Below are 24,728 nucleotides of genomic sequence, written 5' to 3'. Positions count from 1 at the left end.
CTGGAGGGACATTTTATTTATTTATTTATTTATTTATTTATTTATTTTTTTATGTATTCTATGTTAGTTTGACGATTCATTTAATGTTGCAATTATTTCATTTGCAATGTTCTTTCCATTTCCAATACACGCACCAATTCCGACACCGTAATATGAGGCTCCAGCTAAGTATACATTAGGATAAATATCCGTCATTTTTTCTTGTAATATTTGAACAGCTTGATTATGTTCTAAATGATATTTCGGCATTAAATCTTTCCAATTTGTAACTTCAACTACTTCTGGTTCGCCTTTAATTCCGAGACTCTTTTCAATATCATATAAAGCGACTTGTACTAATTCTTCTTCACTATAATTTTTAATCGTTTCATATACTGGATTTGTACTCTTATAAAACATTCTTACTAATAGCTTTTGTTTTCCCGATGTATGCTTCCACTTCCGGCTTGTCCATGTACAAGCATCACAATGTAAATCACTATTTTCCGTTACGATAAATCCTGTGCCGTCCGCCGGTAATTGTTCATCAAGTATATCAAATCCTAAGTAAATACTTATAAGAGATGAGTTTTTAAATTTATGAAACTGCTCGTTTAACTCATTAGACTGTAATAAAGTTTGTGCGATATCATGCGGAGCTGCTAAAACAACATAATCAGCTTGGATTGATTCCTGATTTGCAAAGGAGATTTCATAGCGATCACCTTGTTTCCTTACAGCAGTCGTTACAGCGCCTTTCTTAACGACTGTCCCAGTCAGCATTTCTTCTAAACGATCAATAATCGTAGATAGTCCACCTTTAAATGATACGAATTTTTTGTTTCCTGCTGATTGAAACTGTTTTTTATTCTCTTCAAAACCTTTAATAATACTTCCATATTTATTTTTATAATTCAGTAAATACGGTAATGTCGATGCCATAGTAAGTTCATTCAATTTACCGGAATATACTCCTGAAAGCACCGGAGCAATTTGTCTTTCCACTAACTCTTTCCCTAAAAAGCTTTCTAAAAATACAGCAAGCGAAGTATCTTTTGTAAACTCTTTATTTTTCGTTATGAAATCTTTTAAAGCTACAATTTTCCCTTTCGTTGATACTAGCGTACTGCTAAACAAAGACTCCACACTCATCGGTATCCCAAATATAGTGTCAGATGGAATTGGATGTAAAGTATTATCAGAATATATGTAAGAAATACCCGTTTCGTTATATACCATTTCTTCTTCTAAATTCAAATCTTTTACAAGCGGCATAACATGTTCATTACGAGCAACGATAGAATCCGCTCCTGATTCCATAATAAAATCCTTTTCTTCTACACTATGGATTTTACCACCTAAGTACTCTTCTTTTTCTACAAGGATTAAATTTAAATCGATATTATTATCCTTTTTTAATTTTTCTAAATAAAACATAGTAGAAAGTCCCGTTATACCTCCACCGATAACAACAACTGTTTTCATATGTGCTGCGCTCCTAACCGATACAATTAATAATTCCTTTATTATTATACCCAAAAGTCCTTATATTCGACTAGCAACTTGTGCATTCTGTAAGAAATTAGACAATATATTCGAATAGATTTCCGGTTGATCATTATGCACTAAATGACCAGCAAACGGAATTACAGCAATATGTATATTGTCGTTTAATTGTTTAAACGTTGTAGCAGCTGTAACTTCATCTTCTGAATCTCCCCCAGCTATACAAAGTGTAGGTACTTGAAGATTAGCTACTTCACCAGTTTCACCAAATGGATACCAATCTTTAACTTGCCACGATTCAAGTAATGCTTTCCAATCACTTTTTTCATGAATTTGATTCATATAAGTTACAATTTCTTTATTTTCCATCAATTGCTGATGACACTTCGCTTCATACTCCTGAGACTCCTCCCAATTTTCTCTTTTAATCGGAAAGATACCTGAAAAACTTAATGTTCTCACTCTATCTGGATAGTTTTTTGCAAATAATAAAGCGACTAATCCTCCTAGTGAAACACCAGCTATATGACATCTATCAATTTGTAAATGCACTAACGTATCGTGTAAATCCTTTACAGATCGTAGGAAATAATTCTCCAACGTCCCCCCTGATCTTCCATGTCCTCTTAAATCAGGACGAATGACTTGATAATTTTTTTCTCGAAAAAATGCTACCTGCTCTTCATACTCTACTAAACCTGTCATACCACCAGAGTGCAAAAGCATAATTGGTTCCCCTTCGCCTGAAATGTGCGTATGTAATATCATAAATCTCCCTCCTTCAAAACAGAATATTCTATCTATTATTAGTATATAGAATATATATCTTAATTTCCAAATAAAAAAGAACTATAACATTTTCAAATCATGCCATAGTTCTTTTTATTTTAAAAACATAAAGTAATTAATCAATTTGTCTATTTCTTGACTTAATGCCAATACTTTTTCATGTTGAATTCCGTAATCCGATACTAAATATAAAAGTTCTTCTTTCTTTATTTCAATTACTTTTTCCAATTTTACTAATTCCATGTCGTTTTACTTCTCTCTCCAATACTAAAATATATGTATTTTAGTATAGCCTATTTACATAATTAGTAAAAGTAAAATAAGCATGTAAAATCTTACAAATAAAAAAATAATATACTATCAACAAAAAATTTTAAATTTAACCCTTTATACAGATCATTAGACTTCATTATGTATTAATAACAAATCGGAATTTCTCTAATGTAATATCTTTATATTCTGGAGCTCTCTTTATATGATCAAAATAACTATATGAGAATTTAAAAACATGCCCAAAATCCCAATCAAACGCACTATAGTCTTTTAGCCAAAATTGATTTTCTGTTGGTAATACATAAGCACGTTTTGATTTTATTAAAGGTAAACGATCTATAGGTGAGTGCAAGTTAATTTCAGTATTCGGCATAAGATATTGACTAGCACGTAACACGTATACTAGTCTTAACAGTGGACGTATCCCTCGTTGGAATATATCTCTATGCCCTAAATCATACATAATATTAATTGCATGAGAAAAAGTAAGCAAATGACCAATTAAATCATGATGCGCTTCCGCTCTATAAATAATATTAAATTGCGAGAGCTCCTTTAAAATAAACTTAGATAATTGTTTCGGATTTTTGAATTCACTTTCTATCTCATCGTTTATACTTAATTGTTTTACTTCCCTCGTCGTAAAACCAATCCACGATCTACCAGGAATTGTTTTTCGAAACGATAATATAAGGTTAGTAATCCCTTCAATTGCTTGATTATTCCCCCATTTTTGTAACTCTTTCATAGCTAATAAACTTAATGCAGCATAAATGACATTATGCCCCACCCAATGAAGTTCATCAATTGTATGCTCCATTGATTTTATAATCAGTTTTTCAGCACTTTGAAAATCAATTTCTTTTTTACTATCGATGATTTCACCTAAGTTTTGATTGTTCAACATCATTTTTGTTTGAGAATACATACTACGATTTATCTCTTCTTCCATATTGTTATCTTTCATAAAAAAATAACTAGCAATTGCAGCTGCTCCGAAATGCGCATGCCAAATATCATTTGTTTGTTTTTTACACTGAGAAATAATTGAAAGACCATCTCTTAAAACAGTTTTATTTTCCATCTATTTTTCCCCCGTAATAAAAATCACTTAATACTCACCCTAAAGATGGTGTCAATACAAATAAAATATGATTGGATTCATCACTTTTATTCAAAAAGCGATGTTTCACATTTGGCGGAATACGTACAACATCGCCTTCTTCTAAAAAATATTCTTTTCCTTCTAACTCCACATACACTTCTCCTTTCATAACAACAGCAACCTCTTCTTTATCTTCATGTGAATAGTGACTTTCCGTTGTGTTTGCTTGTTTATTTAAATCCATTATTAACATTTCAATACGTGCTTTCATAAAATCCGGTGTTAATACATCATATACAATGTGATCATTGTTCTCCCGATACACTTTTTTTCGATCTTTTTTCTTAGAAATGAGTGAATCTGTATCAATCTCATTAATAAAAAGTGTAAATAGCGGTACATTTAATGCTTTCGCAATTAATTCCAATACACTTAAAGAAGGATTCGCATATCCTCGTTCAATTTGACTAATTAGTGAAGTACTAATTCCTGCATAATTAGCAAATTCACGAATTGTCATATTATTTTTCTTACGATAACTTAATACAGTTTGTCCGAGTCTATCATGTATCATAAAACCTTCCTTTCGTTCATCATATTGCATGTTTCGTTGTCTTTGTGCTGACATAGTAAACAAAGGCAAATAATCCTTTCCTATCGCCTTAAGGACTTATATACTTACCTTTGTACATTATATCGTATTAATTTTATTATAATAAACATTGTATCGGAGGGACAAACTGTGAAATCACCTATTCTTTCATATTGCATCTTATTTTTCGGCGTATTCGCCCTATCAACTTCAGCAATTTTCGTAAAATTGGCAGATGCTCCTGCGGCTATCATTGCTTTTTATCGATTATTCTTTGCTGCACTGATTCTATTACCGTTATTACTATTTAATAAAAATAATCGAAACGAGCTAAAAACAGTAACAAGAAGACAATGGGGATTCGGATTCATATCCGGGCTATTTTTAGCTGCACATTATGTACTATGGTTTGAATCATTACAATATACTTCTGTAGCGAGTTCTACAGTTATCGTAACGTTACAACCTTTATTTTCAATGATTGGTGGTTACTTTCTATTTAAAGAGAGATTTACGAAAGGAGCGGTTATTGGTTGCCTCATCGCTATTTCAGGAAGTATCGTCATCGGATGGCAAGACTTCCAAATTAGCGGAGAAGCATTATACGGAGATATTTTAGCCTTTATTGCGGCCGGAATTATTACCACTTACTTTTTCATTAGCCAACATGTTCGTAAAGATTTATCACTTATACCGTATTCGGTAATTAGTTATGGAAGTAGCGCCTGTTTTCTCGGTATATTTGCCTACATGCAGCAAGAATCTTTCATCCATTACTCTACACAAACTTGGTTGTGCTTTATCGGCTTAGCATTTATTGCTACAATTTTAGGGCAAACAGTTTTTAATTGGTTATTAAAATGGATGAGTGCTACTGTAATCTCTATGAGTATTTTAGGAGAAACGATTGGAACTTGTATACTAGCGTACTTTATATTAAATGAGACTATTTCTTTACAACAAGGACTAGGTATTACAGTTATTTTTATTGGCTTAGCATTATTTTTAGTGCAACCAAAACTGCCTAACAACAACTAATAAATAAAAAGCATGACAGTATAATGTCATGCTTTTCACTATCCATTATGTATTATTAAACCATCAGGTCTAAAACGACTCATCATAATTTCATTAATAAACTTTCCGTGAGCCTTCAAATTCCCTATCTTTACTCCCTCTTCTACAAACCCAAATTTTTCATATAGCGATTTCGCTTTCGGATTCGTTTCTAAAACACCTAGTTCCACTCGCTCTAACATTAACCAATTATCAGCTAAATCAAGCATTTTTGTAAGAAGTGCTTTCCCAATGCCTTTATTATGATATTCACTATCTACCCCCATAAACAAATCCCCCGAATGAGATCTACGTCCTAGGCTTTGGGTTAACCCAACAAATCCAACAACTTCTCCATCATACTCTGCAACAAATTCAAATTGATTCTGTGCTAAATTTCGAATTCTATTTTCCATTGCATCTACACGCATACTAGGTAAGAAAACCATATAAGGCAAAACCTCATCCTGTATACATATACGGTGAATTGCTCTGGCATCTTGTATTTCTACTGCTCTTAGTTTGATCTCCATATTTTCTCCCCTCCATACTCATAACAATACATATTCATTCTAACCCCCCGCTTGAAATCCCTTCTCTTCTGTATTTCTTTATGTTATTTTTACACAACTATTTCAGTATAATATTAAATTTACGAACAGCTTATCTACAATTTAGCAGGTTAACTTTTTACTTTATTATATAACTCAAGCAGCTTTTCAATTGGAATACCATTTATATCACAATTTTCTATTTTCATATTTTTTAGATTACTATTACTTATCGTACTACCTTCCAAATCACATCTATTAAATGAAATAGGATGTTTACCTTCTCCAATGCTTGTATCTTTAAAATGAACTCCACCTAAAGTCACAAAAGAAAATTTACTACCGGAAAGATTTAAATCGGCATATAAAGAACTTTTAAAATTTATATTTCTAAACTTTGATTGACTCACATTACAATTACTCATCTTCATATTCATCATATTGCTACCAATAAAGGAACTGTTTTTTAAATTCACTTGATAATACTCTGTATTTGCTAGATTACAGTTTTCATATTGGCTATTTTTCATATCATTATTTTTAATCAGGTTCTCTTTAGCTGACTCTACAGTTATTCTTTTTACATAACAATACTCATCTTCAGATTTAAAAATTATTTCATAGCCCATTTTTTTATAAAAATAATGATTATTACGTTGTCTACTAGATGTTTCGAGATCCCAAACCCTTATGCTTGGATATTCCACTTCAATTGATTTAATAACATGTGATCCAATTCCTTTTCCTTGATAATCAGGATCTACAAAAATACGATCAATTCGACCGTATGACTTACCAGAAATCGTAACTATAATTCCTCCGATTATTTTGTCATCCACTATTACCTTGAAAGAATCCAGTTCTTCGATTGAATATCTCATCATTTCAACTGAAGAATAGCTTGGTGGTTGGATGTTATAGTCAATGACATCACCTTGACCGCATAGCCATCGTTTTGCTTCTTCATCAAATGTTCTTGTCATTATTTCTGTTAACTTTTCAGCATCTAAAATTGTAGCTTTTTCTATAGATATTATTATCATTTTTGTTTTCTCCTTCATTGTTAAAAGATAATAAGTTTTACGAACCATATAGTTATAAAATAAAGAAAATTAAATTAATAACTTCATTTACTATTAAACTACAAATCAACCTATATTTTCCACTGTTACTTAGTATTAATGAATAAAAAAGAGACCATGCTATATAAACATGTTCTCCTTTTTTATTCATTTTCAATTGTGTATAATTAAAAGTAACTACTCAGCTTCCTCACGGAGGCTTTTTTCATTTACTAGTCTGATATGTACTTTTTGTGTGAATACTAGATATATCATACAAGGAGGTGGTATTTATGTTGAAAAAACAAGAAATTCTAGCTGTCTATCAAAAGGGACCTCAAGCTATTTGCGATTTTGTTCATCAATTAGAAAGTCAAATACAGAATTTAAAAGAGCGTATAGAAGAATTAGAAAATCGTTCAAAAAAAAACTCTACAAATAGTCATAAACCACCCTCTACAGATGGTTTTCGTAAGCCTATTACAAAAAGTTTGCGAAAATCATCCCAGCGTCAAACCGGTGGCCAGTTGGGCCACAAAGGACATACACTTCATTTGACAACGACTCCTGACCATACGATTACCTATTCTCCTACGCATTGTACTTGTTGTGACATGTCCTTAAAACATGAACCTGTAAAAGGATACCGCATTCGCCAAGTGTATGATTTACCACCTATCCTGATAGAAGTAACAGAACATAAAGTGGAACAAAAAGAGTGCCCACATTGCCATTCTATTCAAGAATCCCAGTTTCCTTCTACTGTCTCTCGTCCTGTTCAATATGGTCCAAATATAAAAAGACTAATCCCCTATTTAACGCATTATCAGTGTCTTTCTTTAAAAAGAACAAAAGAATTCTTTCAAGATTGTTTTGGACATTCTATCAGTGAAGGAACGTTAGTCAATCATACAAACAGTTTTTCGGCTCAATTGCAGCCTTTTCTCCAAGAAGTAAAAGACCAGATCCTTCAGTCTTCTGTTGTCCATTTTGATGAAACCGGTATGCGTGTAGAAAATAAAACACAATGGTTACATACTGCCAGTACACCGGAGGTGACATTGCAACATATTCATCAAAAACGCGGAAAAGAAGCAATGGATGCTGGAGAAATCTTGCCGTCTTTTTCTGGAATCGCGATGCATGATGGTTGGAAATCATATGATGCGTATACAGATTGTCGTCACGTATTATGTAATGCCCACCTCTTACGAGATTTACAAGGAATTATAGATAGTACCGGAGAAAAATGGGCACAACAGATGCAGGAGTTTTTAACGCAAGCCTTAACGCTAAAAAAACAATACAAAGGACTCCTGCCAAAAGCAGAGCAAGAGAATCTGTCGACTGCCTATCAAGCTATATTAAAAGAAAAACAAGTATTTTCTTCAGAACCAAAAAAGAAAGGAAAACAGACGCCTGCTCAAAATTTATGGAATCGCTTCGTCAAATATGCTGACAGAATTCTAGCATTTTTAGAACATCCAGACATTCCATTTGATAACAATCAAGCAGAACGGGATATTCGAATGACGAAAGTCAAACAGAAAGTGTCTGGAACGTTTCGAAGTAAGAAAGGCGCAGAATCTTTTTGTCAGATACGAAGCTTTATAAGCACCATGAAAAAACAAAAACAATCTGTCTTACAAGCGATAGGTCAGGTTATAGAAACCGGAACGGTTCCTTGGAATTGCACGATTTCATAAGAGAAATTCTCGATTCGATCTAGATTCTTTCTCTTATGGGCATATTTTTTTTCATGTTTTCGAATTGGAAACATGTATTTAGCATGCTTTTTTGTCTGAGGAAGCTGAGTAGTTACAATTAAAAATTAGATATTACTTTAGCCACTCGTTGCAACTATTACTTAACTCCTGTAAATCCTCTATAAATCGACTCACATGATATCCATCACAAACCGAATGATGAACTTGTAATGAAACTGGTAGCATAACCTTATTTTCTTCAGTGAAATATTTTCCACAAGTTATAATTGGTAATAGAAAATCACCATCATTATTAATATTAAGGTTAAATCCAGTAAAACTAGCCCAAGGTATGCTAGAAATCGGAAAAACATTGGGAGGAATGTTTTCTTTCGTGAAGAGACCATGAACATTAGCATAGTTTCTCATATCGTCTTCATAATTTTTATAGAAAATGTGGAAATCACTTGAATAATCCGTCCATATACTTGAAAAAGACTTATCATCTTTATGAAAGATTGTATAACTCGGTATCATTTCCTCCCAATAGCCCAAAACTTCTTCTTCATTAAAACATGTTCGAAATTCTTTATGTTTATTTATTATTCTCGAAATTATATAAATAAAAGTCGGATAAAATTTAATTCCCTTTTGATGTACTTTCTCTATCAGAAGCGTAATATCAACATTTACTGTCAGACTAAACGTACATTTTAATTCTAAATAATGTTCAAAATACTGCTCTCTATTCCAATTTTTTCTATCAATTACATGAAACTTCATTTTAATAGCCTCCTAAAATTTTCTTTTTATTTTAGAAGGCTAATTTCCTTGCTTTCACCATAATTGTTCACTCCTAACAGTTTACATTTCACCCTAATTGTTTATTTAATTATATTACATCTATAAGAATCAATTCACATATTTCTGGAAAGCCATCCACATACTATAAATAAATCAAATGAAATTTGGAGGATTCATACATGAATAACAAAAATGTAAATAAAAAAGAAAATGTTATCGAAAACGCTACACCTATTCAAAATAATAATACTGAAAATCTTAATATCGAAGAACAAGCAATGAACGGCTTATACGGAATGCCAGAAACGGATATTGAAGATGCTGATCATGCTGTAACTGATGATTTGACTTCAAAAAATTAATAAGCTACATAGAAGAAAGCCAAGGAAAATATCCTTGGCTTTCTTAACTATGCATCCACCTTTTGTACTTCTTCACTCTTTCTTGAAAGCTTTCCTGGCCAAAAAGCAAAGCGGCCTAACACGACTGTGATTGCCGGTACAAGTAATGGTCTAACAATAAATGTATCTAATAATACACCAATTGCTGTTACAATACCAAACTGAACTAGCACTTGAATTGGAAGTGTACCTAACACTGCAAAAGTTCCTGCTAAAATTAAACCTGCTGATGTAATGACACTACCTGTTTGTATAACGCCATTTTTTACTGCATCCAAGTGATTTTGTGTCTTTCTGTTTTTCCATATTTCAGAAACCATAAAGATATTATAATCTTCACCTAAAGCAACTAAAAATACGAATGCATACAACGGTATCGCACCTTGAATGGCTGGCGCTCCCATACCATAATGAAGTAATAGCCATCCTGCTCCTAGTGCCGAGAAGAACGATAATACAACAGTTACAATTAAATAAATCATCGCGACAATAGATCGTAAGTAAACAAGTAATAATAAAGCTATAATACTAATCATTACTGGAATGATAACTGCTTCATCACGTTCCGTAATTTGTTTTGTGTCATATAGTGACGCTGTTTCTCCACCAATCCACAATTGATCTTCAACATTATTAATCCCAGCATCTTTTAATACTTTTTCTACACTACTTTTCAATTTAGGGATTTGATCTAACGCTTCAATTGAGTATGGATTTTCAGCTAAAGAAACCTCATACATTTGTATTTGCTTATTTTCTTTACCCTCTTTTGGGTCTTTTACTGTATTTACAAAAGAAAATTTCTCTAGTTCTTCTTTAATAGGAAGCTCTTTTCCTTTCGTATCAACAACAACTTTTACTGGTGCTAGTTCCCCAGCTGAAAAATGATCACTAATTAACGTAAACCCTTCACGTGAAGGCATATCTTTCGGAAACGATTCTAATAAGTCATATGTGTATTGAATCCGTGGTACAAATGATGCCAATCCACCTAATACAAATACAGTGAGCATAATTATTGTCCACGGTCTTCGTACTACAACATCCCCAAGTTTTTTACTAAAGGCGCCTTTTGATTTTTTAACTTTTACTACTTTCTTTTTCCTTCTTGCTAATTCTTCATTCATCGAAGTTGTTCTCGGTATAAATGGGAAGAATGCAGTTCTACCGAAAATTAATAAAAATGCTGGTAAAATCGTTAAAGCAGCAATTCCCATTATGAATACAGCTACACTAAATGGCACTGCAAATCGATGAAAGGCACCATAATGAGCAAGTAATAATGTTCCTAATCCAAGTACAACAGTTAATGCACTCATTATAATTGCTCCGCCAGAAGCTTTAATTGCAAGTTGCAATGCCTTATATTTACTTTCTTCTTCTAGCAAGTATTCCCGATATCTCGAAATTAAAAATAGACAATAATCCGTTCCAGCACCAAACAATAGTACAGTCATAATTGATATCGCCTGTGCATCTACTTTAATCCATCCGTGATCAGCTAAAAACCCAAGCGTCGGACTAATAATACCGTATGCAAAGCCAACAACAAGTAAAGGTAAAATTGCTAAAACTGGCGAACGGTACAGTAAAATTAATAGGACTAATACGAGTAGTACAGTTGCAATTAATAATTTCACATCTGCTTGACTAAACAAACTAACTGCATCTGTTTGAATGCCTACTGGTCCAGATAATCGAACATGTAATCCAGAATCACTTATTTTTTGTTTAAATGGATCTACATCCACCTTACTATTCACTATCTTTCGTAAATCATCAAGATTTCCTTTTAATATATCTGTTCCAGCAGCCTTGTTAAAAAATACTGGTGTAACAAATGATGTACCATCTTTTGATGCACTTTTTGATAATATTTGTTCCGGGATTGTATCAAATGGTGGTAATGTTGATTGTTCCTTTAAAGGACTAGCTTTTAACTCTTTATAAACGTCTTGTATGAGTTTATAATCCTGCGACTGTAATCCACCATCTCTATACCATACTACTAATAAAGGATTCCCTGCATTATTCGGAAACTCTTTTTTCATAAGTGCTTCCGCTTGCTGCGACATAGTTGTTTCAGGTAAATTTTTCGGATTCGGTTCTTTCGTACTGTTTACTTGTGGCAACGTAAATGACAGTACCACTGTAATAAGAATCCATACCGATAATGTTATCCATTGCGTATTCTTCCCTGCGACAAGCCTCCCTAACATATGTAACGGGTGCTTTTTCATAAAAACCCACCTTCCTTTTTCCCTCTAATATTAATTATATATACTGGTCGGTTAATTAATCAAGAATGAATAAAACTTTGTGTTATAATTATCTCAACAATACATGTCAGGAGCGAATGGATTTGGAACAAAAACAACGTCCTCTCGGAAGGCCTCGTCAAAATAAAAATACAAAGTCTACAAAAGAAACCATTTTGGAAGTTGCAACTCGGCTATTTCTTACTCAAAATTATCAAGTCGTTTCCATGGATGAAGTTGCAAAAGTTTGTGGTGTTACGAAAGCAACCGTCTACTATTACTATTCAACAAAAGCAGATTTATTTACCGCTACTATGATTCAAATGATGGTACGTATACGCGAGAATATGTCTCAAATCCTTTCTACAAATAAAACTTTAAAAGAAAGGTTATTGGACTTTGCTAAAGTCTACTTACACGCAACAATGGATATTGATATGAAGAATTTTATGAAAGATGCAAAGCTATCGTTATCTGAAGAACAATTAAAACAATTAAAAAATGCTGAAGACAACATGTATGAAGTATTAGAAAAAGCACTCGATAACGCGATGCAAATTGGAGAAATCCCAAAAGGAGACGCTAAGTTTGTGGCTCATGCATTCGTATCTTTATTATTAATTGGGAATTTTAAAGATGAGAATCACAATCCTATTCTTACAAATATAGATGAATTAGCACAAGAAATCGTTTCTTTTTATTGGAACGGATTAGGCCGTTAATATGAATAGATTCCATTTAATAAAAAAGCATGTTTGAAAAATTCAAACATGCTTTTTTATTATTTATATACTCGTAATTAAATTATATTTTAGCACTATTTAACAAAAAAATTTCACTTCCTACCTTTACAACTTTTGAATTTGAATATTTATATTCCCCTTACTTAATCCACCATGATAACAAACTACCGATTCAATATCTAGATTTAAATACTTCTTCAAAGACTGTTGTGCTTCCTTAACATTTAAAGTTGTTGGGGCGTGAATTCCTCCTAACTTTCCATTCACACTATACATAGAGTCACCCGCGATAAGAGTTTTACTTTGCTTCATATATAAACTAATATGACCAGGAGTGTGCCCTGGAGTATGTAGAATTAGTATCCCACCGCAATACGGAAGTTCTTGCCCATCAATCACAGTATCACTCACTTTTCCTTTTGGTGGATTCTTTACTTGTTCATCCTTCAGTAAAGGAAACTCCCCTTCAATATAAGGTTTATCTAGCTCGTGCGCATAAACTTTAATATCACTTACACCATTCTCCAATAAATCAGGAAGGCTACCTATATGATCTATATCCTGATGTGTCAAAATCACAACTTTTAGCTTATCAAAAGATACTCCAACTCTCTCCATCTCTATTTGTATATCTTCAAATTGTCCAGGGAAACCAGTATCTATTAACACTGCCATTTCATCATCCCATAAAAGAATTGGGTGAATAATAAATTCTTGAAACTCAAGTTGTAACATTTCTACCCCTTTAGCAATCTCCATATAGTCAGTCTCCTTTATGATGAAGTTTAAAAATATGCACAAGTACATCGGAAATATAAAGCCACACTATCTTTTAATAGGTTTTGTCATCCCAATAGAGAATGCCTCAAACCCTTTAGATTCATAATAAGATTGCAATTTTTCTACACACATAAGTTGGGGAATAACCTTGTTTTGTTCACAGTGCTGGATTAATCGTTCTACGATTTCGTTTCCAATACCAATGGACTGAAACTTTGGCAATACACATATACCACAAATAACGCCTGTTATTACACCATCTGATATAATACGCCCCATCCCTACTAATTTCTTATCATCAAAAGCATAAATTGCATACCAACTTTGTTTACACATTTGTTCCAATTCATTGAGCGTTAAATTAAGAGAATCCCATCCTAAAGATTCATATAACGCTAATAATCCATTGAAATCTGTTGGGTGTTCAATTGTGTAATTTATACTATTATTCATGTAAATACTCCTTATCCTATCGTTTGTTTGTATTTCATAAAATTACCTTTAACAAACTTCCATAAGAACAAAATAACTCCTTCTCAACATAAAATAAAAAGAAGTTAACCTCACATCAGTTAACTTCTTTTATATAAATCTATCATTATTTTATCAACCAAAAATCATACAACTGCAGACGATAAGAACAAACAAAACTAATAAACTATTTGAGAAATAACCCATAGAATACTACCCCTTTATTTCATTATGTAAAAGATTTTAACATAAAATTATTTACAACATAATAACTGAAAAAGACATTGCATGCGTTAGTTATATATGTTTAGTAATATTTTATTTTTGGTCATATTCTTCTTGCCTAAAGCCACTTCTTATACTCCAATACTTAAGTTCATATAAACTCAAAACAATATAAATAAAGAAGACCTCGACATATCGATGTCTTCTTTTCAACTATGCTAATTGCTAACTCATGTTTTTTATTGAATAGATATAAAACCTTTACAAACAGGGCATATAAGTAAGGCATTCTCTACTACATAAATATTTAATCAGATCATTAACACCTTTCCTTTATATTCTTTAAATCTCATCCTCAGTTATTTTAATAGATTTCTTATTCGAAAAAAGATTTTTAAAAATTCCTATCCCTATAATTAATAGACCTATACCAACTAATTTATTTATTTGTAATGGAATGCTCTCCATTCCAAATAATCCAAATGTATCAATACATAACGCAACTACTAATTGAGTTATGAGACTAATGAGCACCGTATATGCTGGACCTAAGCTCTTTATTGCACCCATTATACAAATAATTAATCCGATACCAAACGACCCACTTACATAAAATAAATAATTTGTAGTGTAAAATTTAACGCTTATACTTTTCTCTGTAATGATATAAAATAGCACTGAACTTATAAGACCTATTCCAAGAACACATGTAGTTGTTAACCACTGCCCTACATTTTCATTCACTTTCGTATTAAAAACAGATTGTAAGCTAATTAATATTCCTGCTAATATAGCTAAACTAAATCCAATCAAAATCTTCCACTCCCTTTCATTACTCATAAATATTATCTTTAGCAACTTCCTTCATTTTAAAAAAGTCTTTAATTACAATAACTCCATTTCTCTTTTCAATTAATTTTTCTTTATAAAATTTTTGTAACACCCGAATTACGTGCCGATAACTTACTCCTATAAAATCCGCAATACTTGATATCGAATTTGCATCCAAATCTTTTTTATACATATTCCCGTTACTATCAGTAGAAATAGAAAGTAAATAACTAGGTACACGTACTTCTACTGGATAAAGTAAATTAAGTGCTGTAAAACGAGTCGATATTTTTAATGTGTTTGCAATGTTTTCAAGCAAGAAGTTCATAAATATAGAATCATGTAATAACTTATTTCTAATTACAGCATGAGAAATAGAGATGGCTATAACATCTGAACAAGCTTCAACGACATTATGCGCTTTGCTATTTTGTATTAATTCAATATCACCAACAACCGCCAATGGATTGATAAAACGAAGGATCAGTTTCTTTCCCTCTGGTGTAATCGTATAAACTTTTACTTTACCTTTAACAACAAAATATAAACGATCCATTGCGTCATCTATATTGCAAATAAACTTACCTTTTTCAAAATGATTTATTTGAAAATAAGCTGTATCTATTTCTGAAAAAATCTCAACCATTTTATTAGTTTTCAAATAATGAATAATTAAATCTGATCTATTCTCCATTCTCATTTCCTCCTTCTATTTACATATTAAATATTACAATCCATATAATCATTACTATTGTTCCCACAATATGATATCTCTCCATCTGTATCTTTTTTATATGGAACAGTCCTTTTATTTCAATGAAAGTTGCTGTTAACAATTGAGCAACCATAAGTGTGCCAGCTGTCAATGTAACCCCCATTGAATATATCGCCATAGTTTCTGCACAAATAATGAATCCACCAAATGCACCGGCTACTAAATATATTTTTTTCACACCCTTTAAATCCGTTACTTTCTCTTCTTTCTTTAACAAAAATATAGTTATTGCAATAAGGAACCCAATTAAATGCGTTATAATACTCGTTGACCATATGCCGATATGTGAACTAAGTTTCGCATTAAAGGTTCCTTGAAGTGTTATACATACACCAGCAAAAACAGCAAATACAATGCCTTTCAAAAAATCATCTCCTAATTTTTTATTTCTAACTTAATTAAAAGCTATGACCCTAAAAGGCATAAGGACAAATGTCACATCACTATGAAAATAATTAGAAATGAACAAAAAACACATCTCAAAAATTTGAGATGTGTTTTTATATTTTTATTAATATATAATTTTTTACATATTATAACTACGCTACATTAACAGTCTTCTTCATAACAAATTTTGCAAATAAGAAACGCACAAGCGGCCCCATAATAATTAATTGTAATGGATAAGCCATAATGAAATTTTTAATAAAAATTGAAAAATAACTTGAAACAAATGATTCCCCTTGTAGTGCACCATGTAAATACATCATAGCCATTCCGTAAAAAGACATAAAGAAAACCATTCCGATTACCATCGTTGTTGCCATCGCAATAATAATATTTACTTTTTTAGATTTATCAAATGGTAATGCGAAGACAAGTTTTTTCGCACAAGGTCCAACGATACATATTTCAATTAATAATGCAATAATGAATCCAATTATTAGTTCTAATGCGATCTCCTTAATATGAATTGGTCCCCCTACTCCATTCAGTAATAAATTATAAAACGTCATTACAATAACCATCCCAAGGCACATCATCATACCAAATTGGAGGTTTTCCTTTCTTGTTGTTGGCAATTTCTATCATCCTTTCTGTTTAAGTCTTTGTCATTATATCGATTATGGAAACCTCTTCGTAAGTGAACATTTTGTGAACAAATTTAAAGCGTTATCATATATTCACTATACTTTCTGATTAAATTCTCACTCTTACTTATAAAGGTTTTATATATTTCAATGTTGAATTACTAAATTTAACATTGAAATATATTACTACTAGGAGGATAACCATGAATGACATAGAATTTTACGTATACCACATCGTTACAAGGAAAAAAATGAATATTGGACAAATCATTCATTTCGATAAAAATCAAACTAATACCCTATATCGGTTCTTTTTTGAAAGAGAACAATTAAATTCTAGTGGTGAAGATGGCATAAAAATTATAAATAACCACTATAAAAATGAAGAATTACATATAAAGAATGAAAATGCTAAAGTAGTTATGAGTTATATCGATCAAACAATTAGAACGGTTAGAGAAACGATTGTAGAAATGGTTAGACTACAAGAATTTCCTGAATACCCTTCAAGATTATCTTGTTTATATGCTGCAAAGAGCTATGAAGATGCTTTAAAATGGAAAGCATTATTTGATTCTTACAATCGAGAAGTTTTGCAGATTGTTAAACTACGAGTAATTGGACATTGTTTTGAAGGTGACGGAAATCTTTTACCGAAAGAAGATGGTATTCCTTTCTCTCAAAAAATTGAACAAGCAAGAGAGTATTGGAAAGGAACTGTAAATAATGAACTTCCGGAATTACTGATCAATGGAAAAATTGAAGTGGTGGAAATCACTGATGATTTTTCCAAACTTCATATTTAATTCCTTACTAAATCATATAGGATGGAGATTACAATGAGGGAAAAAGTGTACTTCAATCATGATGGTGGTGTAGATGATTTAATTTCACTATTTTTATTACTCCAGATGGATAAAGTCAAGCTTACAGGTGTTTCAGTTATCCCTGCAGATTGCTATTTAGAACCAGCAATGTCTGCAAGTCGCAAAATTATTGATCGCTTCGGCAAAGGAAATATTGAAGTAGCCGCATCAAATTCCCGTGCAAAAAATCCATTTCCAAAAGATTGGCGGATGCATGCATTTTATGTAGATGCTTTACCCATTTTAAATGAGTCTGGAAAAGTTGTAACACCCGTAGCAGAAAAACCTGCACATCATCATTTAATTGAAACCCTACTACAAACTGAGGAGAAAACAACTTTATTATTTACAGGGCCTCTTACCGATTTAGCGCGTGCACTATATGAAGCACCTGTAATCGAAGGGAAAATTGAGCGCCTTGTTTGGATGGGAGGAACATTTCGTACTGCCGGCAATGTACATGAACCAGAACATGATGGAACGGCTGAGTGGAATTCGTTTTGGGATCCTGAAGCAGTAGCTCGTGTGTGGGAATCAAAAATTAAAATCGACTTAGTAACGCTAGAAAGTACAAACCAAGTTCCATTAACTATAGACATACGTGAAAGTTGGGCAAAAGAGCGTAAATATATTGGTGTTGATTTTCTTGGTCAATGCTATGCAATGGTGCCTCCCCTCGTTCATTTCTCAACGAACTCTACTTACTATTTGTGGGATGTATTAACTGCTGCCTTTATCGGGAAATCTGACCTTGCAAAATTACAAATAATTAATAGTATTGTTCATACATATGGACCTAGCCAGGGGCGTACAGTGGAAACTGTTGACGGACGACCTGTAAATGTAGTATATGATGTAAACCACAATGGATTTTTTAACTATATAACTGAATTAGCGAAGAAAGCTTCCACTTGAACCACTATCTATACGAAAAATAAATAGAATGGCATTATTTCAGACGATAAACCCCTATTTAGAATTTGTTTGAAACTACATATTTAACTATTGAAAAGAGTATTGAATTAAATTTCAATACTCTTTTTGTGCAATTTAATTATATTTGATTAATGTAGTCTTACTGATTATTCATTTCATAACCATTTACAAAAAACGTAATTGTTTCTAATTCATCTTCATTTAATTCTCTATCTACATCTCGTTTATACGCTTCCTTTATATTCTCTTCATCGCCTTTATGAATTTCTGTATAAGTTCCTACTGTTTTTAGTAAATGTATTTCTTGTAAAAACTCATCCCGACTTATAGCTGTCCCATGAGAAAGAATATAAGTTTCAGCATCAAATGACTCCAATTCTTCAATTAATTTAAACGTTCGTTTCGTCGTATAATTCCATTTTGAAGAAAATATATCTGCATATATACAGTCTCCTAAATATAAGATCTTTTCTTCTTTCACGTAAATAACAACTGAATCATGTGCATGATCTCCGCCGACATGTTTTAACACGCATGTAACCTCACCAAGGTCTAATTCAATTTGATCCTGGAATGTTAAGGTCGGAGGAATAATTTTAATATTTCTCGCTTTTTCTTCAAACTCTTTCTTGATACAATCCGCACAAAATGCAATTTCAGTACCCTCTTTTACACGTGCGTCCAACGCTTCATCTGTCCATTCATAAGATACTAGTGACTGCATTTCTTTTTTCGTTTCAGCATGCGCAATAGTTAATGCATCTTGTAGTACAGGCAATCCAAAAATATGATCCCAGTGCCAATGCGTTAATGCTACGAAATCAGGACTTGATACATTCTGTTCTTTTAGCATTTCTAAAAATAATTGTGTATGTTCTTCTGAATTCCCTGCATCAATCATTAAAGTTTTTTCTTGTCCAACGACCATTCCTAATATAGGTCTATCTGTTTCAGAAACAGGTGTCATATACCAAAATGAGTTTCCTATTTTTTTTATTTGCTGCATAATTAGTTCCTCCATTTACTACTATCCTATTCAACTCTTATTATTTGCAAAAATTCTTTAGAACAAAACTGACTTTTCACTACAGTAAAACCAAGTTTCTACTTAAAAACCCTTAGCTTTCGGATGACAAAATCTATTCATTTTTTAGCTACAAAATAAAATGAATATCTTCTCCCTTTGTTTTTAGAAAATCTCTAGAGAGAACTAGGTTTGTACAATAAAAAAATATACCATTCCACCCAGAAATACTTGTTTTTTATTTTGCTAGTTCATTTGGGATAACCACTTGTGTCATCCAGTGCTTATTTGTTTGTACATGTTCTTTTCGAACAAATTTCCCTACCGATTTTGAAAAGTCATCATAGTGAAACGTATCCGTCAGTCGGAGTACATAACCCTCTTGGATGCCGCCAAAGAGTGATGTTCCGCTGTAGCACGAACGAATCTTTTTTTCGTTATATGGACCACGATATAACAGAGGTACGTGCGCAAGACCTAACTTCTTACACCAGGCTACTGTTTCATTCCACGATAAGCATTCATTCTTCTCATTCCATATAGAAAAGACATAAAAATAGGACGTCAGTGCCGTATAGTGAATACTATGACAGGCATACACATTTTCACCACAGATACGCCATCCTTCTGGAATTCTATAACCAATGCGCCCGTGTAAAGTCTTTACCCATGTTCGCGATGGGTGATGACCACTTGATAATGATCTAGCGTGCATAGCCTCTTTATATAAGGATGTATTTTCTCCATCTAGTTTTTCAAGCACTACCACATCTTGATTTTGAAATCCATCCATATTCTGAAGAACACGGTCGTCACTTGTTACCCCTATCGACCAGGGTACGTGCAACGTTCGGGGATATTTTATAAGCATTTTTTTCACCTCTACTTTGCAAATGCGTCTGCATCACGGAAAAAGTAGAGCTTGGTAAGCATTTCATCACCACAGTAATGATAGATTTCACGCGCTGCTTCTTCTCCGCCATGTAACATTTTCATATGAAATTCTGTAATCATTAATACTTTCTCGATAAATGCCCATTCAAACCCAAGCTCCATAAGAAAATGGCAAGCAATGTGAGTACTGACATATTCGTGACCATAATACGAATGATACCCCTTTAACTTTTTAAATACACGGCAAAACGGTTTCCCTGTATCATGAAGTACAGCAGCAGTTTGTAATACAAACAAATCTTCTCCTTCATAATTCTCTGTTAAATGGGCATATACCATATACGTATGTTGACATAGCGATAAGGAATGATAAGGATTTCCCTGATCGTATTGAAACATGTCAGAAAAAAACGGAATGCTATTTAGTCTTTGGTAGAATTCTTCATAACTTGGATACTCTGTTAAAAGTTCTTGAAATTCCTGTTTTGAAATATTATATGAATCAGGCGTATGCAGAATTTCAATTTGATCCCATCCTTCCTCCATTAATGGGAATTCTACTTTTTTGTACATTTTCTCTAGTATTCGCTCTTCAACCGTTCTTTTACGCTCTTGATTCCTCTTTTGACATTCCTGATATGGTGTGTCCACCACGTAACATCGTTTTTCTAGATTAGGTATATCACGTAAACGATGCAATGCTTTCACACGAAAATCCCTCTCAATGTTAGTCGCATCTAAAATGACATTCCGGCCATCTTCTAGGTGTTCACGAACTCTTTCCATTGCATATCGATATAATATACCCGTTTTGCCCTGTTTCGTTTCGCTATAAAACAACGTTTGGCGAAGTTCATCTGTAGCTACGATTGCAGCACGATATTGTTTTTGAAGCATTTTTGCATACGAACTCTTTCCACTTGCAGGTAATCCAACAAGATATATAAGTGTAGGCATGTCTTCACCTCTCTTCTTTGCGCTATTATCTCATATATTCCAAAATTCTTACATTATAAATATTACTGCGAGGTCAAATCTACCTATGAGGGTGTTGCAAAACTCATAAATATTCAAAAATAAATGCATAAAAAAATCCGTTTTCCTGGAAGAATGATAGTACCCTAAACTATCTCCAGAAAGGACGGATTTACTAGTATGATAACCAATTTTGATCACAATCAATCCATTTTACACATTTTATTTGCCTACGTAGACAGTTTAACCATTGGAGGCGTTCCGCCTATTACAGGCCGCCCACCTATCTGTAGAAAAGCTTTACTCAAATGTTTTTTTGTGAAAACGGTATTCCAAATCAATTCATTACGTAAGTTAACTCGCTTTTTGCATCAATATCCTTCATTTCGTGTATCTTGTGGTCTTTCCTTTGTTCCTCATATATCCACTTTCTCACGTGTAGGAACTTGGTTTCGCAATGAAGGTATTCCGTTGATTCATAAACAAACTCTTGAAGAAATGAATTTAGGATTAATTCCGTGTGTTTTAATTGATAGCACTGCCTTACGGAGTAGTTTATATGATTCCCAAGCAAAATGGGGGAAATCTACTCGTTATGGTTGGTATAAGGGATATAAAGCTCATGTCTGTTCTACACCAGAAGGTGTTGTATTGTCGTATGCATTTACAACAGCGAACGTACATGATAGCAAAATGGCTCCTGTATTGCTTCAAGATATACAAAATCAAAATGTGTTATTTTCCATTGCAGATGCTGCTTATGATAGTCAGCGCATTTATGAAATTGCAAAAACATGTGATATTTTTGCGGTGAATCCAATTAACCCACGTAATGGCGAACAAAGCAAAAGTACACATCGCCGTGTATTATCTCATTTTGCACAAACCATCTTTGGCAAACAGTTGATGAAAGAGCGTGGGAAAATTGAACAACAGTTTGGTCATCTCAAAGATAAAGGGCTGGAACAGCCACGTTGGTATGGTCAAAATCGCTATTTATTACATGTTCAGCTAGTTTTTCTGATTCATAACATTGCATATTTATTTTAGTTTTGCAACACCCTCTACCTATATATTGATTGAATTGGCGTTGCCCTCCAACTTTATCTATCAATCTTGTATAATAATAAAACAACATTATATATTTTTATATCCGAATAACAGAAACACCTTACCATGATTTTCTCTACTACTTCTTAATTTAGTAATTCATCCGTAATTTCAATTTAATAGGTACTGTCTTTTCCTTTTAATAGTAAAAAATTGCTTAATGTTTACTACCCTTTTCTCTTTTGTCCCTTCAGTTGTTGAGGCTTCTTTACTTAATGAGTAATTTTAATATAATGTTTCTACTAAATTTATAACAGTATGTGTTTTTGTGAAAACAAGGAATATTGATGCCACTTTTTACTTACAGATTTTTCATACTATTTTTTCTTCCGGCAAACTACTACCATAGAATAGCAGTCTTCCCCTAACTCATTTCCTTCCCAATCATTATATATATGTAATAATTCAAAACCATTCACTACTAATAATCTTTCTAACTCTTGCGGGTATGTATAGCGAAGATCAATCGTTGTTTTCAGTTCTTCTACTTGTATATCACCCTCATAAAATCTTCTTGTTGTTATGTAATGCTGTATTTGCTGAATTGAATCGTATGTCATTTCAGTATATAGATCGCATTTTCTTCCCTTTTCATCACTAATAGTTGTCCAATATTCTTCTGTAGATAGTTGTATTAATTCTTCTTTTGAAGGAAAACGTGTATCGAATATGAATATACCATTATCAGCTAACACATGATAAATAGATGTTAATAACTTATTTTGATCAGTATTCGTAAGAAAGTGTTGAAATCCATGACCAACCATAAATGCTAATGGAATTGTTTCTTCAATCTTTAATTGTAAACAGTCTTGTTGTAGCCATTTTACTTTTTTACCCCCCGTAGATTTTCTCTTCGCTTCAGCAAGCATACCTTCATGTATATCTACACCAATCATTTGATATCCGTTCTCTATAAAGGGTATCGTAACCCTTCCTGTTCCGCAGGCAATATCTAGAATCCACTCATTTTGTATACTTAGTTTTTGTGCCCATGATAGTAAGAACGGAAAATCTGACAAACTTTTATTTTCTATATCATATCGTTTTGGATTTTCATATTCAGATAGACTCCACTTTGTTTGCAAACTTATTCCCCATTTCATATTTGCACTTAAATTTAATATATAAATTATAACGAATTATTAGTTTTTTCTCTATAATCAAACACAATTACTTGGACTAATCTAACTTTCCTTTTCGTAAGCTAAAAATAAGTGGAAGAATCGGAGTGTGATACTATGGAACGATTATGGATTCCAATGATTGTTACGGTTTTTTCATTCGGTGGATTACTATTAGGCGGTGCTGTTGGCATTGCTACGCGTCAGCTCATTGAAGAAAAAATGCATCGTTTATACGCATTGTGTGGCGGAATTTTGCTTGGGCTTTTATCCCTTGAAATTATTCCTGAAACATTTTCAAGCTATGAAATAATTGGACCTATACTTGGTATAGCTATCGGTATTTTAGTTATGAGCTTATTAGATAACTATTGTCATCATCCAATGATACATAAAAAAGATCAACAAGCATGGCAAACTTTCCTTTTTCTTTCTTTTGCCATATTTATTCATAATTTGCCGAGTGGATTTGCATTAGGTACAGCATTTATAAATCATGCTGACTCTGCCATTCCTTTTTTAATAGCAATTGTCGTTCACCATATTCCAGAAGGATTAGCTTTAATTATTCCCTTTCTCTTTACAAAACATAAATATATTTCCTTTTTATTAACGACTTTATTACTTTCACTTATTCTCGGTACCGGTACTGTTTTTGGTATTTTGATGGAAGGAAAAGCCCTACATTTACAAGGACTCATTATGGGAAGTGCTATCGGTTCCCTTGGCTATGTTACAATTCATGAAATGCTTTGGAAGGCAAAGAAACAGCTCTCTTTCCTTTCATTTTTAACATGGGCAACTAGTGGATTTTTACTAATAACAATATTTACATTATTTACTGGTCATCATTAAAGATAAT

General features: G+C 32.7%; 27 protein-coding genes. 8 read left to right on the top strand and 19 right to left on the bottom strand.

Features of this window, described 5'->3' with window-relative positions:
- Positions 1–63 precede the first annotated feature (63 nt).
- From QCI41_RS02080 to QCI41_RS02060, 5 genes are all read right to left on the bottom strand, one after another.
- Positions 64–1,464: a protoporphyrinogen oxidase gene (locus QCI41_RS02080; RefSeq protein WP_353838523.1), complete on the bottom strand. Its 1,401-nt coding sequence runs from the start codon at positions 1,462–1,464 to the stop codon at positions 64–66.
- Between the two features lie 60 nt (positions 1,465–1,524).
- Positions 1,525–2,253: an alpha/beta fold hydrolase gene (locus QCI41_RS02075; protein WP_353838524.1), complete on the bottom strand. Its 729-nt coding sequence runs from the start codon at positions 2,251–2,253 to the stop codon at positions 1,525–1,527.
- Between the two features lie 114 nt (positions 2,254–2,367).
- Complete coding sequence (locus QCI41_RS02070) at positions 2,368–2,517, bottom strand: aspartyl-phosphate phosphatase Spo0E family protein (protein WP_000424361.1); 150 nt, start codon at positions 2,515–2,517, stop codon at positions 2,368–2,370.
- A 166-nt stretch (positions 2,518–2,683) separates the two neighbouring features.
- Positions 2,684–3,631: a hypothetical protein gene (locus tag QCI41_RS02065; RefSeq protein WP_353838525.1), complete on the bottom strand. Its 948-nt coding sequence runs from the start codon at positions 3,629–3,631 to the stop codon at positions 2,684–2,686.
- A 34-nt stretch (positions 3,632–3,665) separates the two neighbouring features.
- A complete protein-coding gene (locus tag QCI41_RS02060) occupies positions 3,666–4,226 on the bottom strand; it encodes a helix-turn-helix domain-containing protein (RefSeq protein ID WP_353838527.1) in 561 nt (186 codons plus the stop codon).
- A 168-nt stretch (positions 4,227–4,394) separates the two neighbouring features.
- Between QCI41_RS02060 and QCI41_RS02055 the strand changes: the two genes are divergently transcribed.
- On the top strand, positions 4,395–5,282 hold the full coding sequence (locus QCI41_RS02055; RefSeq protein WP_137052918.1) for a DMT family transporter: 888 nt from the start codon (positions 4,395–4,397) through the stop codon (positions 5,280–5,282).
- A gap of 38 nt (positions 5,283–5,320) precedes the next feature.
- On the opposite strand, the gene QCI41_RS02050 is transcribed toward QCI41_RS02055, so the two are convergent.
- Both QCI41_RS02050 and QCI41_RS02045 read right to left on the bottom strand, forming a co-directional pair.
- Positions 5,321–5,833 (bottom strand): GNAT family N-acetyltransferase, encoded by a 513-nt coding sequence (locus QCI41_RS02050; protein WP_353838528.1) that lies wholly within the window; start codon positions 5,831–5,833, stop codon positions 5,321–5,323.
- Between the two features lie 149 nt (positions 5,834–5,982).
- Complete coding sequence (locus QCI41_RS02045) at positions 5,983–6,894, bottom strand: GNAT family N-acetyltransferase (protein ID WP_353838529.1); 912 nt, start codon at positions 6,892–6,894, stop codon at positions 5,983–5,985.
- A 311-nt stretch (positions 6,895–7,205) separates the two neighbouring features.
- Here QCI41_RS02045 and tnpC point away from each other — a divergent pair, with 311 nt between their 5' ends.
- The gene (tnpC, locus tag QCI41_RS02040) at positions 7,206–8,618 is read left to right on the top strand and encodes an IS66 family transposase (protein WP_353838530.1); all 1,413 of its coding nucleotides are present in this window, start codon (positions 7,206–7,208) and stop codon (positions 8,616–8,618) included.
- A 132-nt stretch (positions 8,619–8,750) separates the two neighbouring features.
- Here the strand turns inward: tnpC and catA are convergent, their stop codons facing one another.
- The gene (catA, locus tag QCI41_RS02035; RefSeq protein ID WP_353838531.1) at positions 8,751–9,401 is read right to left on the bottom strand and encodes a type A chloramphenicol O-acetyltransferase; all 651 of its coding nucleotides are present in this window, start codon (positions 9,399–9,401) and stop codon (positions 8,751–8,753) included.
- A gap of 200 nt (positions 9,402–9,601) precedes the next feature.
- Between catA and QCI41_RS02030 the strand changes: the two genes are divergently transcribed.
- Entirely contained in the window at positions 9,602–9,784 is a 183-nt protein-coding gene (locus tag QCI41_RS02030; protein ID WP_353838532.1) for a DUF4021 domain-containing protein, read from the top strand.
- 47 nt (positions 9,785–9,831) lie between these two features.
- Here QCI41_RS02030 and QCI41_RS02025 read toward each other — a convergent pair whose 3' ends face one another.
- A complete protein-coding gene (locus QCI41_RS02025; protein WP_353838533.1) occupies positions 9,832–12,063 on the bottom strand; it encodes an MMPL family transporter in 2,232 nt (743 codons plus the stop codon).
- Positions 12,064–12,179: 116 nt separating this feature from the next.
- Here QCI41_RS02025 and QCI41_RS02020 point away from each other — a divergent pair, with 116 nt between their 5' ends.
- Positions 12,180–12,803 (top strand): TetR/AcrR family transcriptional regulator, encoded by a 624-nt coding sequence (locus QCI41_RS02020; protein WP_353838535.1) that lies wholly within the window; start codon positions 12,180–12,182, stop codon positions 12,801–12,803.
- A gap of 126 nt (positions 12,804–12,929) precedes the next feature.
- Here QCI41_RS02020 and QCI41_RS02015 read toward each other — a convergent pair whose 3' ends face one another.
- The 6 genes from QCI41_RS02015 to QCI41_RS01990 all read right to left on the bottom strand — a co-directional run bounded on the left by QCI41_RS02015 (position 12,930) and on the right by QCI41_RS01990 (position 16,928).
- Complete coding sequence (locus QCI41_RS02015; protein ID WP_353838536.1) at positions 12,930–13,583, bottom strand: MBL fold metallo-hydrolase; 654 nt, start codon at positions 13,581–13,583, stop codon at positions 12,930–12,932.
- A 66-nt stretch (positions 13,584–13,649) separates the two neighbouring features.
- A complete protein-coding gene (locus tag QCI41_RS02010) occupies positions 13,650–14,057 on the bottom strand; it encodes a GNAT family N-acetyltransferase (RefSeq protein WP_353838537.1) in 408 nt (135 codons plus the stop codon).
- A gap of 585 nt (positions 14,058–14,642) precedes the next feature.
- A complete protein-coding gene (locus QCI41_RS02005; RefSeq protein ID WP_353838538.1) occupies positions 14,643–15,113 on the bottom strand; it encodes a DMT family transporter in 471 nt (156 codons plus the stop codon).
- 19 nt (positions 15,114–15,132) lie between these two features.
- Positions 15,133–15,825: a Crp/Fnr family transcriptional regulator gene (locus QCI41_RS02000; protein WP_353838539.1), complete on the bottom strand. Its 693-nt coding sequence runs from the start codon at positions 15,823–15,825 to the stop codon at positions 15,133–15,135.
- Positions 15,826–15,844: 19 nt separating this feature from the next.
- Positions 15,845–16,270: a DMT family transporter gene (locus tag QCI41_RS01995; RefSeq protein WP_353838540.1), complete on the bottom strand. Its 426-nt coding sequence runs from the start codon at positions 16,268–16,270 to the stop codon at positions 15,845–15,847.
- A gap of 175 nt (positions 16,271–16,445) precedes the next feature.
- Positions 16,446–16,928 (bottom strand): DUF2798 domain-containing protein, encoded by a 483-nt coding sequence (locus QCI41_RS01990; protein WP_353838541.1) that lies wholly within the window; start codon positions 16,926–16,928, stop codon positions 16,446–16,448.
- Between the two features lie 212 nt (positions 16,929–17,140).
- On the opposite strand from QCI41_RS01990, the gene QCI41_RS01985 reads away from it, so the two are divergent.
- Both QCI41_RS01985 and QCI41_RS01980 read left to right on the top strand, forming a co-directional pair.
- Positions 17,141–17,743, top strand: coding sequence for a DUF2441 domain-containing protein (locus tag QCI41_RS01985; protein ID WP_353838542.1), 603 nt, complete (start codon positions 17,141–17,143; stop codon positions 17,741–17,743).
- A 33-nt stretch (positions 17,744–17,776) separates the two neighbouring features.
- Positions 17,777–18,718 (top strand): nucleoside hydrolase, encoded by a 942-nt coding sequence (locus tag QCI41_RS01980; protein ID WP_353838543.1) that lies wholly within the window; start codon positions 17,777–17,779, stop codon positions 18,716–18,718.
- A gap of 160 nt (positions 18,719–18,878) precedes the next feature.
- On the opposite strand, the gene QCI41_RS01975 is transcribed toward QCI41_RS01980, so the two are convergent.
- From QCI41_RS01975 to QCI41_RS01965, 3 genes are all read right to left on the bottom strand, one after another.
- Positions 18,879–19,745, bottom strand: coding sequence for an MBL fold metallo-hydrolase (locus QCI41_RS01975; RefSeq protein ID WP_353838545.1), 867 nt, complete (start codon positions 19,743–19,745; stop codon positions 18,879–18,881).
- A gap of 256 nt (positions 19,746–20,001) precedes the next feature.
- On the bottom strand, positions 20,002–20,634 hold the full coding sequence (locus QCI41_RS01970) for an RNA ligase family protein (RefSeq protein WP_002007639.1): 633 nt from the start codon (positions 20,632–20,634) through the stop codon (positions 20,002–20,004).
- A gap of 11 nt (positions 20,635–20,645) precedes the next feature.
- Positions 20,646–21,614: an ATP-binding protein gene (locus QCI41_RS01965; RefSeq protein WP_046954328.1), complete on the bottom strand. Its 969-nt coding sequence runs from the start codon at positions 21,612–21,614 to the stop codon at positions 20,646–20,648.
- Between the two features lie 198 nt (positions 21,615–21,812).
- On the opposite strand from QCI41_RS01965, the gene QCI41_RS01960 reads away from it, so the two are divergent.
- Positions 21,813–22,682 carry a transposase gene (locus QCI41_RS01960; RefSeq protein WP_353836336.1) on the top strand — a complete coding sequence of 290 codons (870 nt, stop codon included), beginning with the start codon at positions 21,813–21,815 and terminating at the stop codon, positions 22,680–22,682.
- A gap of 377 nt (positions 22,683–23,059) precedes the next feature.
- On the opposite strand, the gene QCI41_RS01955 is transcribed toward QCI41_RS01960, so the two are convergent.
- A complete protein-coding gene (locus QCI41_RS01955) occupies positions 23,060–23,848 on the bottom strand; it encodes a class I SAM-dependent methyltransferase (protein ID WP_353838546.1) in 789 nt (262 codons plus the stop codon).
- A 135-nt stretch (positions 23,849–23,983) separates the two neighbouring features.
- On the opposite strand from QCI41_RS01955, the gene QCI41_RS01950 reads away from it, so the two are divergent.
- A complete protein-coding gene (locus QCI41_RS01950; protein ID WP_046959374.1) occupies positions 23,984–24,721 on the top strand; it encodes a ZIP family metal transporter in 738 nt (245 codons plus the stop codon).
- Positions 24,722–24,728 lie beyond the last annotated feature (7 nt).

The sequence above is a fragment of the Bacillus cereus group sp. MG4 genome (assembly GCF_040460055.1).
Taxonomy (GTDB): Bacteria; Bacillota; Bacilli; order Bacillales; family Bacillaceae_G; genus Bacillus_A; species Bacillus_A wiedmannii.
Note: the sequence above shows the minus strand (reverse complement) of the source record. Positions and strands in the feature narration are given on the sequence as shown.

Bases quoted from the DNA above. Each gene is read 5' to 3' on its own strand.
- QCI41_RS02080 (WP_353838523.1), bottom strand. From the start codon at position 1,464: ATGAAAACAGTTGTTGTTATCGGTGGAGGTATAACGGGACTTTCTACT.
- QCI41_RS02075 (WP_353838524.1), bottom strand. From the start codon at position 2,253: ATGATATTACATACGCACATTTCAGGCGAAGGGGAACCAATTATGCTT.
- QCI41_RS02070 (WP_000424361.1), bottom strand. From the start codon at position 2,517: ATGGAATTAGTAAAATTGGAAAAAGTAATTGAAATAAAGAAAGAAGAA.
- QCI41_RS02065 (WP_353838525.1), bottom strand. From the start codon at position 3,631: ATGGAAAATAAAACTGTTTTAAGAGATGGTCTTTCAATTATTTCTCAG.
- QCI41_RS02060 (WP_353838527.1), bottom strand. From the start codon at position 4,226: ATGATACATGATAGACTCGGACAAACTGTATTAAGTTATCGTAAGAAA.
- QCI41_RS02050 (WP_353838528.1), bottom strand. From the start codon at position 5,833: ATGGAGATCAAACTAAGAGCAGTAGAAATACAAGATGCCAGAGCAATT.
- QCI41_RS02045 (WP_353838529.1), bottom strand. From the start codon at position 6,894: ATGATAATAATATCTATAGAAAAAGCTACAATTTTAGATGCTGAAAAG.
- tnpC (WP_353838530.1), top strand. From the start codon at position 7,206: ATGTTGAAAAAACAAGAAATTCTAGCTGTCTATCAAAAGGGACCTCAA.
- catA (WP_353838531.1), bottom strand. From the start codon at position 9,401: ATGAAGTTTCATGTAATTGATAGAAAAAATTGGAATAGAGAGCAGTAT.
- QCI41_RS02030 (WP_353838532.1), top strand. From the start codon at position 9,602: ATGAATAACAAAAATGTAAATAAAAAAGAAAATGTTATCGAAAACGCT.
- QCI41_RS02025 (WP_353838533.1), bottom strand. From the start codon at position 12,063: ATGAAAAAGCACCCGTTACATATGTTAGGGAGGCTTGTCGCAGGGAAG.
- QCI41_RS02020 (WP_353838535.1), top strand. From the start codon at position 12,180: ATGGATTTGGAACAAAAACAACGTCCTCTCGGAAGGCCTCGTCAAAAT.
- QCI41_RS02015 (WP_353838536.1), bottom strand. From the start codon at position 13,583: ATGGAGATTGCTAAAGGGGTAGAAATGTTACAACTTGAGTTTCAAGAA.
- QCI41_RS02010 (WP_353838537.1), bottom strand. From the start codon at position 14,057: ATGAATAATAGTATAAATTACACAATTGAACACCCAACAGATTTCAAT.
- QCI41_RS02000 (WP_353838539.1), bottom strand. From the start codon at position 15,825: ATGGAGAATAGATCAGATTTAATTATTCATTATTTGAAAACTAATAAA.
- QCI41_RS01985 (WP_353838542.1), top strand. From the start codon at position 17,141: ATGAATGACATAGAATTTTACGTATACCACATCGTTACAAGGAAAAAA.
- QCI41_RS01980 (WP_353838543.1), top strand. From the start codon at position 17,777: ATGAGGGAAAAAGTGTACTTCAATCATGATGGTGGTGTAGATGATTTA.
- QCI41_RS01975 (WP_353838545.1), bottom strand. From the start codon at position 19,745: ATGCAGCAAATAAAAAAAATAGGAAACTCATTTTGGTATATGACACCT.
- QCI41_RS01970 (WP_002007639.1), bottom strand. From the start codon at position 20,634: ATGCTTATAAAATATCCCCGAACGTTGCACGTACCCTGGTCGATAGGG.
- QCI41_RS01965 (WP_046954328.1), bottom strand. From the start codon at position 21,614: ATGCCTACACTTATATATCTTGTTGGATTACCTGCAAGTGGAAAGAGT.
- QCI41_RS01960 (WP_353836336.1), top strand. From the start codon at position 21,813: ATGATAACCAATTTTGATCACAATCAATCCATTTTACACATTTTATTT.
- QCI41_RS01955 (WP_353838546.1), bottom strand. From the start codon at position 23,848: ATGAAATGGGGAATAAGTTTGCAAACAAAGTGGAGTCTATCTGAATAT.
- QCI41_RS01950 (WP_046959374.1), top strand. From the start codon at position 23,984: ATGGAACGATTATGGATTCCAATGATTGTTACGGTTTTTTCATTCGGT.